General features: G+C 36.8%; 15 protein-coding genes. 3 read left to right on the top strand and 12 right to left on the bottom strand.

The features are described 5' to 3' along the window. Positions 1-84 precede the first annotated feature (84 nt). From CLU97_RS23070 to CLU97_RS23060, 3 genes are all read left to right on the top strand, one after another. Entirely contained in the window at positions 85-540 is a 456-nt protein-coding gene (locus tag CLU97_RS23070; RefSeq protein ID WP_121490199.1) for a hypothetical protein, read from the top strand. A gap of 8 nt (positions 541-548) precedes the next feature. Next, positions 549-998 (top strand): D-aminoacyl-tRNA deacylase, encoded by a 450-nt coding sequence (gene dtd, locus CLU97_RS23065; protein WP_121490198.1) that lies wholly within the window; start codon positions 549-551, stop codon positions 996-998. A 267-nt stretch (positions 999-1,265) separates the two neighbouring features. Further along, on the top strand, positions 1,266-2,924 hold the full coding sequence (locus tag CLU97_RS23060) for a S8/S53 family peptidase (protein WP_121490197.1): 1,659 nt from the start codon (positions 1,266-1,268) through the stop codon (positions 2,922-2,924). A 93-nt stretch (positions 2,925-3,017) separates the two neighbouring features. Here CLU97_RS23060 and CLU97_RS23055 read toward each other — a convergent pair whose 3' ends face one another. From CLU97_RS23055 to CLU97_RS23000, 12 genes are all read right to left on the bottom strand, one after another. Further along, complete coding sequence (locus CLU97_RS23055; protein ID WP_121490196.1) at positions 3,018-3,530, bottom strand: hypothetical protein; 513 nt, start codon at positions 3,528-3,530, stop codon at positions 3,018-3,020. 64 nt (positions 3,531-3,594) lie between these two features. Beyond that, the gene (locus tag CLU97_RS23050) at positions 3,595-4,134 is read right to left on the bottom strand and encodes a hypothetical protein (RefSeq protein ID WP_121490195.1); all 540 of its coding nucleotides are present in this window, start codon (positions 4,132-4,134) and stop codon (positions 3,595-3,597) included. A gap of 54 nt (positions 4,135-4,188) precedes the next feature. Then, positions 4,189-4,893 (bottom strand): DUF1361 domain-containing protein, encoded by a 705-nt coding sequence (locus tag CLU97_RS23045; protein WP_121490194.1) that lies wholly within the window; start codon positions 4,891-4,893, stop codon positions 4,189-4,191. 6 nt (positions 4,894-4,899) lie between these two features. Then, positions 4,900-6,270: a DUF4153 domain-containing protein gene (locus CLU97_RS23040; RefSeq protein WP_121490193.1), complete on the bottom strand. Its 1,371-nt coding sequence runs from the start codon at positions 6,268-6,270 to the stop codon at positions 4,900-4,902. Positions 6,271-6,297: 27 nt separating this feature from the next. Continuing rightward, on the bottom strand, positions 6,298-6,621 hold the full coding sequence (locus CLU97_RS23035) for a hypothetical protein (protein ID WP_147436541.1): 324 nt from the start codon (positions 6,619-6,621) through the stop codon (positions 6,298-6,300). Between the two features lie 10 nt (positions 6,622-6,631). Beyond that, on the bottom strand, positions 6,632-7,117 hold the full coding sequence (locus CLU97_RS23030; RefSeq protein ID WP_121490191.1) for a Coq4 family protein: 486 nt from the start codon (positions 7,115-7,117) through the stop codon (positions 6,632-6,634). A gap of 11 nt (positions 7,118-7,128) precedes the next feature. Then, complete coding sequence (locus tag CLU97_RS23025) at positions 7,129-7,425, bottom strand: hypothetical protein (protein ID WP_121490190.1); 297 nt, start codon at positions 7,423-7,425, stop codon at positions 7,129-7,131. A gap of 33 nt (positions 7,426-7,458) precedes the next feature. After that, positions 7,459-7,683, bottom strand: a complete 225-nt coding sequence (locus CLU97_RS23020) for a hypothetical protein (RefSeq protein ID WP_228437917.1) — start codon at positions 7,681-7,683, stop codon at positions 7,459-7,461. A gap of 128 nt (positions 7,684-7,811) precedes the next feature. Next, positions 7,812-8,102 carry a winged helix-turn-helix domain-containing protein gene (locus CLU97_RS23015; protein ID WP_121490188.1) on the bottom strand — a complete coding sequence of 97 codons (291 nt, stop codon included), beginning with the start codon at positions 8,100-8,102 and terminating at the stop codon, positions 7,812-7,814. A 98-nt stretch (positions 8,103-8,200) separates the two neighbouring features. Beyond that, a complete protein-coding gene (locus tag CLU97_RS23010) occupies positions 8,201-8,818 on the bottom strand; it encodes a hypothetical protein (RefSeq protein WP_121490187.1) in 618 nt (205 codons plus the stop codon). A 173-nt stretch (positions 8,819-8,991) separates the two neighbouring features. After that, complete coding sequence (locus tag CLU97_RS23005) at positions 8,992-10,497, bottom strand: RagB/SusD family nutrient uptake outer membrane protein (protein ID WP_121490186.1); 1,506 nt, start codon at positions 10,495-10,497, stop codon at positions 8,992-8,994. A 10-nt stretch (positions 10,498-10,507) separates the two neighbouring features. Then, entirely contained in the window at positions 10,508-13,459 is a 2,952-nt protein-coding gene (locus tag CLU97_RS23000; RefSeq protein ID WP_228437916.1) for a SusC/RagA family TonB-linked outer membrane protein, read from the bottom strand. Positions 13,460-13,549: the final 90 nt, after the last annotated feature.

The raw sequence follows: 13,549 nt of genomic DNA, 5'->3' as shown, positions 1-13,549 counted from the left end.
AAAAAAATAATCCGACATTTGCCGGACAATGTTTTCGTGTTGTAATCGTTTAATTTTTACAAATATATAAAAATTTAAATTGAAATGAAAAAAACTTTTTCAATCTTATCTATTTTTATTTTATTGATTATCAGTAATTTAACCATAAACTCTTGTGGAAGTAGAGAAGATACGGTGAGCTGTTTCCCGATTAGCCCCATCAACGTAACCCTTAATTTAAACCTGCCTGCATACTATGCTTTGAACAACATCAACGGCTGGATTTATGTGAACGAACAGCAGTCCGGAACAAGAGGTCTGATTGTTGTACGTACCGCGAACGGGTTTAAGGTATATGACAGGAACGCTCCCCACCTATGTCCTGATAACAATACGACTCTTGAGGTAAAGGATAATATTGCTATCATCTGCCCTCAGGATAATACAAGATGGATCTTAAGCACGGGGCAGCCTGAAGCGGGAGCTAAGACTTCTCTTCCTCCTAAAACCTATCCTTACAGCTATGATGCACCAAGTAAAACTCTAAATGTCTATTATTAAAATACAAAATGAAGATCGTTATACAAAGAGTCTCTGAAGCAAGTGTAAAAGTAGACGGAAAAACTGTGGGTGAAATCGGAAAGGGATTAATGCTGCTGGCAGGTGTGGATGAAAATGATGAAAAGACGGATGCCGACTGGCTTGTGCAGAAGGTTTTAAACCTGAGAATCTTTGGTGATGAAGATGATAAGCTTAATCTTTCTGTGAAGGATATTGAAGGAGAAATACTTTGTATCAGCCAGTTTACGTTGATTGCAGATTATAAAAAAGGAAACCGCCCTTCTTTCATCAAAGCGGCTAAACCCGATAAAGCAGTTCCTCTTTTTGATTATTTTAAAGAAGAAATTGCTAAATCCGGATTAAAAACAGAAAGCGGAATTTTTGGTGCCGACATGAAGGTTTCCCTGATCAATGACGGACCTGTTACTATCGTCATGGATTCTATCACCAAAAGCTAAGTCTGAGAAAGAATACAACCATAATGCGATACGTTTCAATAAATTGAAACGTATTTTTTGGGATTGATGTATATAAAATGTAATACTCTTAAACCTCACAGGTTTTAAAAACCTATGAGGTTTATATTTCTAAGCAACAAAAATTCCCGATGCAGAAGGAGGAGAGAAATTTTTAAACAATAAATTCACAAAAATGTGATTTGTTTTCATTTTATTATTATTTTTGAAGTAAATCAAAACTGATTTACAACCATTTAACAAAATCGTATGAAAACAAAAATCAACCTTTTCGCATTATTTGCGTTCTGCTCTTCCCTGTCATTTGGTCAGGACAGCCAGGCCAAAATGGCGAATGATCAAAATTCAATTATTTATGTATGCTTTTCAAAAGGCATTAATTCAGAAAAAACAGCTTTCAGCAGAAATGCTGATCTGGAAAGATTTTCAAGAGAAAATCAAATTTCGTTTAAATATGATCTGGATTTTACAGACCGTAAACTTGATGAAATGGCAAGAAGCAGCAAAGCTATCGGTAATTCCGGAGAATCTGTGGAAAAACTGAAAAGAATTTATAAGGCTGATCTACCTCTTCAAAATCCAGGAGCAGCAGAAAAAATCATTCAGACTCTTGAGAGATTTCCTGAAATAGAATATGTTTCAGTAATGAGCGCTGCTCCTATTGAACCTCCATTGGTTAATGCTTTTGTAGCTACTCCAGATTTAGAAAGTCTTCAGACGTATCTGAATGACAACCCGGGAATCAATGCAAAATATGCATGGTCAAGAGGGATTACGGGACAGAATATCCGTGTGCGTGATGTAGAATATGGTTTCTATAAAACTCACGAAATGCTTTCTAATCAGAATTCTATACAGTTAGAACCAGGATATTCTCCGAATGCAGGATTGGCTAATAATAATTACCGTGACCACGGAACTGCTGTGGTGAGCATTTTAGGTTCAATAAAAGATAATATCGGGCTTACAGGGGCAGCTTACAATACCTCTGAAATAAAAGGGTATATGGAGTGGACAACTGTAGGATACAACAGGGCTTCTGCGGTGAGCCGATCTATCAATGCATCTCAGGCCGGCGATATCATTTTATATGAAATGCAGACTGGCGGAAAAGACGGCCAATATTGTCCGGCAGAATATGATAAAGTAATCTGGGATCTTACAAAAGCGGCTACAGACTCAGGAATCATTATCATTGCTGCGGCAGGGAATGGAAATCAGAATCTGGATGATCCGTTTTATGCTTCTTATATTGCGAGAGGAAACAGTGGCGCTATCATTGTAGGGGCAGGATCTCCTAATACGACCCATTCAAAATTAAGTTTCAGTACGTTTGGAAACAGAGTGGATGTTCAGGGTTGGGGAAGCAGCGTGATGGCAGCAGGCTATGGATCTTATGCGAAATATGATAACGATAACAACAGAACTTATAATTATTTCAGCGGTACAAGTTCTGCTACTCCGGTAGTATCTTCAGCAGCTATTTTGATCCAGTCTTTCTATCGTCAGACAACAGGTCAGTATTTAACACCATCTGCGATGAAAAATCTTTTAATTTCTACGGGAATTCCTCAGGGAGGAACGGTGACAGGTCAGAAGATAGGCCCTCTTCCTAATGTAAAGAATGCTATTGTTCAACTAGAGAGCAAGTTTGTGACACCTGTTAAGACTTTATCTGCTTTAGAGGTTAAGATTTATCCTAATCCATCCAGCAGTTCCATTGCTATTAAAAGTAATGAAAACAAAAAACTGGATGTAGAGATAATCAATCTTCAGGGGCGAACTGTGATTAAAAATTCGGTTTTACCTGATGAGAAGATTGATATTTCACAGCTGCCAACAGGTCAGTACATTATCAACATCAATGAAGGCCAGCGAAGAGTTGTTGAGAAACTGACAAAGCTATAATTTGAAAAGATTTTTAATTATACCATTTTACTTCAAACCAAACCCTCTCTCAGAACACTGAAAGAGGGTTTTTAATATCAATTTTTATCCTTTTTAGTTGGCAGGAACGCTGTTAAAATTAAGTGCTACTTTGATGTTCATATCAGAAGAAGTCTGATTTTTCAGCTCGTAAACCGTTCTTACGGTCAATCCTGTACTTTTTACAATTTCATCCAGATATCCTGTATCATTCAGATCCAGATTCAGGCTGGAAGAATTGGTAGATATATTGGATCGTGATGCAATCAGTCTTTCTCCTGTTCCATTAGATGAAACATATATTTTAACGGTTTTGAATGCACTCAGATTTCCTCCTGATGGTGATGCCACGGAGATTTTTGCATCTGAAATTCTTACGTCTTTAATCTTTGCATTGTTATTTCCTCCGAACCATGTCTGTACATTAGTAGCTGTTGCAGTGGAAGAAACTTCTTTATCTGCAGGCACTCCTGTAGAAACCAAAACATTCGTGGTGTATGGAAATGTATTCTGAACCAGCGACTGTACGGTACCGCAGCTTACGAGTACAGCTGACGCGGCCATTGCTGTTAGAAATATATTTTTCATAATATTAAATTTTAAACTTACTTACTGGTATAGTTTGCAGAAATTATACCAAAATAATTCCGCATTATTCTATACTTACGGTAAAACTTCCTTTGGTGTTTCCGGAAGCCATATTACTTTTCCCGATGATAAGCCAAACTTCTCCTTTTCCGGGAGTGTCATACGTGATTTCTCTTCCGAAAGGTCCGTCATAGTCTCCATTTGGAACTTTGATCTGATTGAAACGGATATTAAAATCTTTTTCTTTAGTAGAAATTTTTGCCTTAATATTCGGGCGGTCGTAATGGGTTAGTTTTAAAACCAATTCCTGATCATCTTTTGTAAACTGCTCTCCAATGGTAAGCGGAAGCTGGGTTGCATCTAAGGTTCTTACAATTTGGCCGTCTTTTTCATTTCTCATCACGCCTTTACGCAATACTTCTTTAGTAACCGGAGCATTGTTGATGATTGAATCTTTTACTCTCAATGCTGCAGAATCTGTTTTCACCGCAGAATCCGGCATTTCCGTTACAATGGTAGAATCTTTATCCTGAACTGCTGTAACGGCTGGTTCTTTTTTACACGAAATAATAATTAATGGAATTAATAATAAGCTTTTTTTCATAATATTAATTTTAAAAAGTGGATCAACATTTATGATGCTGAGCTCATTTAAATGCTAAAACTGTTCCAATCCGTTTATTGGTTTATTTTCCGGCTGCAATTCTTTTTCATCATTTGCGGCTGCCCATTTGAACGTAAAGTACATAAAGTTGAGCATCAGTCCCATTAAAACTGTAACACCCCAAGTTTTGGTATATTCCATCGGATAAATCAGCCGTACCACAATATCGGAGAAGAGACCAAAAGGATTATTAAGCACATCCCAGCTATTCCATCTCAAAAATCTACCAAGATAAACTCCAAAGCTGCTCATGAAAAGAAAGAACACTATGACTCCGTTGATGATATTTCTGTTACCATAATCAGAAAGCCGTTTTTCGATATCGTTAAGACTTATAAAACCGCAGATCAGCCCTGTCCATGCATAAGAAAGAATTACAATAAGATCATACCAGATCGGGATGGCATTTCTTGCTCGGAGATGAAAAAGATCTGTCAGAATATAGGGAGAATTGGGAAAAAATAATATCCAGACTATGATAATGGCCATCAGGGAGATTTTACTTCTGATATTAAAAGCGAGAATGAAAGAACTCAGCAATAAAGGAATCCACGCCAGCAAAAGATTCCAGTTGAGAAACAAAAACACTTTTGTATCACTGATATAATATCTGAAAGCTGAGAGGCTGAAACAGAATACAGTCATCAGGATCAATAGTATATTAATCTTAAATCTAGCGGATTCTACAAAGTTTTTCATGATATTTTATTTTATGGTCTGATAATAGATAATCTTTGAAAGGAATGTTTTGGATGTTTCATTTTTCACTTTATCCTGCAGTGTCTTTTTAAGTTTCTGATCCTTTTTTTCATCTGCGTATTTCAGGAGCGCTTTTTCACTGAAATTAACGGACGTTAAGTGATAATTGACTGCAAAATCTTTTCGTTTCATATTCTGAGCAGTAATAAAACCACCCCAATTGATATAGCTGCACACGAGAATGGTTGCGTAAAAATACCAGATCATGGTATTGACCAAGAAAATGTTTCTTTTCTGCCTTTGAATTTTAATAAAAGTGAGCGTTAAACCAACTAATGATAAAAGCAGGAATGCAAAAACGCCTAGTCTTTTATACGTAAATGCATAATTCACGATATACTCATAGTTTTTAAGGGCTGCGGAAATCACTAGAATAGCATTGAGGAAAATCCAGATTTTGGCTAATATTTTCAATAAACCTGCTTTTGGATCAAAATTAAAACCGGATTTAAAGTAAAACATGATCACCAGAATGGCCATCACGATAGACATGATCACGGCATTCACTCTTTCATGGGTTTCTTCGGATAGCTGAACAGGTGTTTTTACAGCTTCATAAAACTGTTCATAATTGTAGGTAATGATGAAGAAGACGAGTAAAATATTCAACAAGACAAAAGAGATTATTCCGCTTGTTCTTTCTGCATCAAGATCAAGAAAGGAATACGTAGCTTTTGGAATCCGGGAATCTTTACTGAACTCATTATCCAGAAAATGATTGTTTTTGTAGATGAGTTTTTCCACCGCATAGTTCCAGTAATTGAAAGCTATAAAAAAACCTAAAGCTGAAAGACAGAATAGCTGCCACAGATTAATATCGAGTTCATAATCTGTGAAAAGAGATGCAAAATGATCACTTCCCGCAGAATAAATTCCAAAGAAAACAGAAACCAGCACCAACGGAATCAAAATAAAAGCAAATGTCTTTTGCCATAATCCGGATACATTCTTTTTAGGCAGCCATTCATCAAAACTAAAAAAACGGCAGAAGGACGTACAGCAGTTCACAATAAAAACCGGAATTAAAAAGAGAATTTTCAGCCTTCTATTTTTGGATTTATATCCTAATAAAAGCAGTGAACTTGCTACCGCAATAAAGGATGCAAAATCTCCAAACCAGGCAAACGCAATGCTGGACAGAATACTTGTTGCAAAAAGGATATATAGTGCTCTGGTTTTATTTTTTTCTGGGGTTCTAAACAGCGTTAACAGGGCATAAACAATTCCCAGAATTCCGAGGTTAAGCCCTACCTCCTGATCATAAAAGACAATAACAAAGAGAAGGGCTGTAATGAATATATAATGATGTGTTTTCATGAGGTTAATTATTTATTATTTAAAGATTTAAAAATTTGAAAGGATTGAAAGATTTGATAGAAATTCAAAGTATATGGTGAGATAGATTAGAGCAATAGGAATATTGAGCAACAGAAGAAGGACAGAATTTCCGTTTCTTTTCTTTTCGGAAACATCACTAAGATATTCCATCAGTTCATATAAAGTAATCAGCAGATTCACTACAGCGGCTATTACCACATAATAAAACCCGAATATGATCAGAAATTCAGCTCTTGTGATCCAAAATAAAAGCAGCAAAGATGTGCCCAGCAAAAAGGAGATTAGAAATGTTTTTTCTCCCAACGGACTGAATTTTATTTTTCCCATCATCTTTAAGTTTTTAATGAAGAACTATTGTTTCTTTTTGTTGAATAAAGTCTTTCACATGATCATAATTCTGCCACAGCAGCCCTTCAAAATCCCAGTGATGAAAGGCTCTCATATTTTGTCCCTTTTTATAAGCCTTGATATAAATTTTCACATATTCCGGGAGAATAATGGTTCCTAATACGATTGCTGCCAAAAGGTGTGCATTGAGCTTACCGTTTCCGAGGAGCAGATACTGCATGGCAATTTCATCTTCGAAGTTGGTTCCACAGCCTGTAATCAGGTGGTGTACATCATGGTTTTCCATTTTGGGGATCATGGTAAAACCGTGTTTCCTGTAAAACTCTCCGAGCTTTCTGCCTAAAGAATCTTCCTGAAACTCCAACAGTTGTTTTTCATTAAACTGCCATTGTCTTTTTTTCTTTTTGAAATATTTTCTGTATAATTTTTGTGTTTTATCGTACACAAACAGCAGAAACTGAACGCGTATTTTTTTCATATTGTATTTATTTATTGCAGAGAATTAAGACCTATAATAGTGTAAGTGAATGCAATAGGAATGTTGGCTGTCAAAATGAGTATGGCTATCATACATTCTTTGAATTTTGATGTATTGATAGCACTATATATCAAAAGTCCAAGTATGCATAATAAGTTAACCGGCACTCCAAAAATGATTAACAAGTAGCCTGCTCCGGCAAACCCATCATTCTTTGTAATAAGTGCTCCTAAAAGGCAGAGAGTTCCCAATGAAAAAAATATTCCGAATACAGCCTTGCCTAGATTTATTATTTCTGAATCTTTCATGATTATTATTTAGAATTAATAGCAAACTTAATTTTAGTTTCCGGCAAACGGACTTCCGAAAATTCCTACGGCGAGTTCTATCCAGATCAATGCAAGGGCCAGTAAAATGAAAACGGAGATTAAAATTCTCTGGTATCGTTTCTTTATTCTGCTTCTTACCAGATTGATAAGAAAAGCAGTTGTAAAAAGTAAAGCACCTGCAATCAGAAAATCTGATGCAGACCAGTTCACTTCTTTTGAAATGAGATTTCCAACCAATGGAATACTGAGTAAAGCCGGCGGAAGGGAATAAATTGTGAGTGTTTTTTTTTTGTGTCATCATTTTATCAAGTTTAAAACTATAAAGTACTTTGTAATTCAAAGTTAAATTTCAAAAAAATATAGGTCTATCGTCCCAACAGCTTTTCAAGTGCATCCAGGTGTTCGGTAAAAGCCTGTCTTCCGTTCTGTGTAACACGGTAAGATGTTTTAGGTTTTTTTCCTACAAATTCTTTTTTCACTTCTATATATTCTGCTTTTTCCAGTGCATTGCTGTGGCTCGCCAGGTTTCCGTCTGTAATTTCGAGCAGGCTTTTCATTTCAGAAAAATCAACCCAGTCGTTAACCATAAGAACGGACATAATCCCCAGTCTTACGCGGCTTTCGAATTCTTTATTGAGTTGATTTATTTTAATCATTTTATCTTATCTTAATTATTCAGCAAACATTCCCAAGCGAAATATCTGCTTAATTCTACTGATTCTGCTGGTCAATAGCAAAACCATATCCTATATCATTATTTATATTTCTTATGCATGATCAATCCATACACAATATGCAAAACTCCGAAACCAACAGCCCAAAAAAGCAGTCCCCATCCTAAAAAGAATAAAGAAATAAGTCCTAAAACAATTTCAAGATATCCCAAATACTTTACATCCGTTAATGTATACCGTTCTGCAGCTACCAGAGCTAATCCGTAAAAAATAAGGGTAGCCGGTGCAATGAAAACAAAAAGATGATGATAAAGAAGCGCAAGGCAAAAGATTCCTCCTGCTATTAAAGGCACTGCAAAGGTAATCAAAAGTCGCTTTGTTGTAGCATCCCAGATCTTCAACCCTTTCTTTTTGCTTTTGTGGGCAGTAAAAATATAACCGCTAAGAACAGCAACAATCAGAATGGTGATTCCAATCAGAACAAGTTCTTTAACCAGTGCCGGTCCAAGAATATTTCTTTCTCCATCCAAATAACTGATTCCTTCTCTCTGAAAAACAAAATACACATATAGAGCACCAATAATTGCTGTTAAACCTGCAATAACTCCTGATAAGCCACTTAATGAAATAAATCTGGAAGAACGTTCCATCATAGAACGTATATGGGATAGGTCTTCGTGATAATTTTTTGAATCCATAAAAAGAACTTTGAATTACAAAGTTATAATTTATTTTCAATCTACCAATTATTTATTTTAAATTTTCAAAATATTTTCTGCAGAAAACCTCATCGTTCATTTTTCTATTGAAATAAAAAAAGAGAACCCAGCAGTTGCCGGGTTCTCAAGCATATATTAAAATCTGTACGTGTTTATAAAGGGTTCTGAACAATCAACGGATTGGCATTAATCTCTGTTCTTGGGATAAGGAATTCCCAACGTAAATCTGTGTTAGCAACTGTCATTACATTATTGGTCACTACCGAAGAGTGATTAGCTCCTGTTCTGTCCAAACCTTGATTCAGTCTCTTCAGATCTAAGAATCTAAAACCTTCTCCCCAGAATTCCAGTCTTCTGCTGTTGAGAATTTCTGTGATATAAGCAGCTCCTGTTGTAGCAGCACCTGTATAAGAAGGGTTTCTGTTTTTTGCAAATACATTGAATACTGCTTTAGAACCGGCTTCATCTCCTGATCTGGCCAATGCTTCCGCTTCAATAAGATACATTTCCGCAGACCTCATATAAGGAACATCCACTCTACTGTCTGCCTGACTTGCTGCAAGGAACTTCTGACCTGTATATGGGAATTTAGAATATGTTGAAGGCAATGCAAGTGCTGTGTGTGCTCCTGTCGGGTCAAAATTTTTCGTTCTAATATCTGTAGACGGAAATGATAAAAATAATTTGCTGTTAATAGCTTTTGGAGCCTGACGAATATTGGTAGAGTTAAAGTTTCTGGACATATAAGCACCAAAGTTTGAGAATGAATCTCCCTGATCTGCTATAATTGTAGCACCCCACATCCATTCGCCAACACCTGCCAAATTATTGAATCCGGCCGTATACGTCGCATTATCCATCAGAGCAAAACCAACGCGTGCTGACTGAGCTGCAGTTACAGCAGCTGCATAATTCCCTTGTGTTAATGCAACTCTGGCTTTCAATCCTAAAATCACTTTATCATTAAAGTGCGATTTTGTTGCTCTGGTAATGCCCGCAAGTCTGGTTGCGGCTTCGTTAAGATCTTTTCCGATCTGTGTATATACTTCTTCTACAGTATTTCTGGCCAAAGGTATTTCATTAGCTTCCAATCTGATGGGAACACCAAGTTGGGTATTATTTGTACCAGGAACATATCTTTTACCATAAATCTGAACCAGCATATAATAGCAGAACGCCCTGAATGCGTAAGCTTCTCCAATAGCGGTTTTAATAGTAGCAGCATCAGCTGCAGTAGGTGCAGGAACTGAAGGACCATTAGCTATAACCAGATTTGCATTTCTGATTAACGCATAATAAAACTGGTAAGGATAAAAATCATTAGAACCGCTTTCATTTACCTGATCCTGCCATCTTACAGTAGTAATATACCATCCGTTACCTGTAGAAGGAAAGACAAGATCATCTCCCAGAGCATCCATCATAATCATGATTCCACCCTGACCGTTTTGTCCCTGGCTATCATTTTGTCTGTAATACATATCTCTATGCATTCCGTTAATAATTGCCATGAGATTGGCTGCACTGGAATATGCTGCTTCCTCTGAAGCGGCAGTAGTAGGATCTGTTTCAAGGTAATCACTCTGACATGAAACCATTCCCGTGAAGACTGAAAGAACAACAGCCCATTTTATATATTGTTTTGCGATATTTTTCATACTTAATTATTTAAAAAGATACATTAAATCCTATAGTTACTACTCTTGCCGGAGTATATCTGTTTGATGCAGTACCATTAAAAGCCTGTGATGGCTCCAGCCCCTTTCTTGCTGTTTTACTCCAGATATTTTCACCGGAAACAAGAATTCTTAATCCTGTTACCCCAAGCTGAGATAATGTTTCCGGGCTAAAGCTGTAGCTTAATGTAGCCTGTCTGAATGTAAGAAAATCTGAGCTCACCAGCCATCTTGAAGAGTTTCCGGCATTTGAACTTGTATATGTTGATGAATTCAATGCAGGAACATCCGTGATCTGACCCGGAGTTGTCCATCTGTCAAGGATATCTGTACTTAATGCTCCACCCTGCGAGTAACTTGACATTAAAGCTGCATAATTGGAATCATACGTTTTTCCACCTAACTGATAAGTAAACATTGCAGTTAATGCCCATTGTTTATAAGTAATGGATGTTCCAAAGCTTCCGAACAAATCAGGGATTGCGGTTCCTGAATAGTCATACTTTGCTTTATTAAAGTTGGTGGTTACTTTTTGCCCGTTCACCGTTCTGATATCTGCAGCTGTTGTATTGGCATATGCATCTGCTGCCAAAAATAGTGGAGAACCATCAGCAGGATCTACCCCATACCATTGTCTCAACCAATAATCATATATGGAATGTCCTACAGAAATTTTCTTAGTTCCGTTGATGATTTCTGTTATTCCGTTAGAAAGTTCTGTGATCTGATTTTTAAGGGTTGACGCATTAGCATTGATATTCCACGTGAAGTTCTGAGTTCTAATAACATCTGCATTAATACTGAATTCGAATCCGCGGTTGTACATTGTTCCCACATTTCTGCTGATTGTGTTATCCGGAACGCCGGAAGAAACCGGAAGAGGAACCGGGAAAATCAAATCCTCAGTAACCCTGTTATAGTACTCTACAGATCCTGTAATTCTGTTATTCAAAAATCCAAAATCAATCCCTACATCAGTTTGCTTGTTAGCCTCCCATGTAATTGAAGGATCTGCCAAAAATCCAAATAAAATCCCAGGCTCCTGTGCATTATTATATCCTAAAGTATAGGTACTTTTGTACATATAATAACTATTTGTTCCATCATTTCCAACTTCTCCATAAGAACCTCTCAGCTTTAATTCACTGATAAGACTAGAATTGCTTAAGAACTCTTCCCCTTTCAATCTCCATCCGGCACCAAGAGACCAGAATGAATCCCATCTTACATCTTTAGCAAATCTTGACGAGCCATCCCAACGGATAGATCCTGAAAGCAAATATTTTGATTTATAATCATAGTTCAATCGTGAAAAAACCCCTTCTTTTCTATAGTTATCTGTACGCGAGGTAAGGGATGCCGGAGTTACAAAGTTTACCAGTTCATCATTGTCATCTACAATCTGACCTTTTTTATACCCATATAGGTATTCGTACATATACTTATAGTTTTCGTGTCCTAAAAGGAATTCAAAATTATGATCTCCAAATTTTCTTTTATAATTCAAGAGCTGATTCCAAGTGAAGGTCTGTTCCGTAAAGCTATATTTTTCTGCCGATCCTCCAGGAGCAGCATCTCCAATAATCTTATTTCCGTAAGTACTTCTTCTGTTATTTCTGATATCATATCCTGCATTGGTGGACAAAGTAAGATATGGATCCACTTTAATTTCTGCGTATGCTCTTGAAATAATATAATAGTTTTTAGAAAGATCTTTATTTAAAAGTGTTTCCTGAATTACGTTTCTTCCAGCTGCCGCATCTGCTCCTCTAGCACTTCCTGCATCATATACTACATTCCCTGCATTATCATAAAGAGTGGCAAATGTGTTAGGATCATGGGCATACGGGCTATAAATTGGCGCCATTGTTCTTGTCCATCTGTACGGGTTGATGTATGCTGAATTATTATCAGCTCCATCTACGGAGTTATTTCCGTTAGAAGAGACCCCACTGATACTTGTTCCTAATTTCAGCCAGCTTTTAACTTGTGAATCTACTTTTAATCTTGCAGTAAATCTTTCAAAATCTGATTTGATAAGATATCCTGTTTCATTGGTGTATCCTACTGAAGTAAAATAAGTTGTTGTATTGCTACCACCACTGTAGTTTACTTCATAATTCTGTCTGAAACCGGTATTCATTAAAGGCTTCTGCCAGTCCAAATCTGTATATTTAAGTTTTGCATCGGGATTTAAAATTCCATTAACAACCAATTGATTATCGGCCACATTAAAAACATTTGTTTTCAAAACCCCGGAAATTAATTGTGCTGTTGCATAGGCATTAGCATCTGCTACAGTAGTGCCGGGAATGGCAGTCATTCTTCCGTTTCTGATGGATTCCCAGATAAGAGGATAATATTGATAAACATTCACTCTATCATATTCAGGAATTGATCTTCCCACTGCTCCGGTGCTCATACTAAAGTTGAAGGCATCTTTTCCTTTTTTACCTGATTTTGTGGTGATCAAAACAACTCCATTGGCTGCTGCAGAACCGTACAACGAAGTGGACGCAGCATCTTTCAGGATATTGAATGATGCTATATCGTTGGGATTAATTGCTGCAAGTGATCCGGTATAAATAGTACCATCCACCACATATAAAGGTGATGTAGAAATTCCATAAGAGCCTATTCCGCGAATCTGAATACTTGGTGAGCTTCCTGGCTGCCCTGTACTGGTACTTATTTTAACACCGGCACTCGCTCCATCCAAAGCTTGCCCGATACTTGTGATAGGGCGATCTGCAAATTGCTTAGCTTTTACTTCGGTATTAGAACCTACCATTGTTTCCCTTTTTTGGCTCCCGTAGGCTACTACAACGATTTCATCAATCTTAGTATCCTGTGGTATGGTGTCACGTTTCGTTTTTTGAGCCTCCACCAGGTGTCCTCCTACAAAGAACAGCACAGCAGTGCTCAAGATTAATTTCATTTTCATATTTAACATATTTTAACAGTATTGAAGCAAATATATGTAATAAAAACTATTAAAAACACAACAAAAACAGTATTTCAATTAATTAAATTC

Origin of the sequence: Chryseobacterium sp. 7, from assembly GCF_003663845.1 — a bacterium.
In the GTDB taxonomy this organism is placed as follows: domain Bacteria; phylum Bacteroidota; class Bacteroidia; order Flavobacteriales; family Weeksellaceae; genus Chryseobacterium.
Note: the sequence above shows the minus strand (reverse complement) of the source record. Positions and strands in the feature narration are given on the sequence as shown.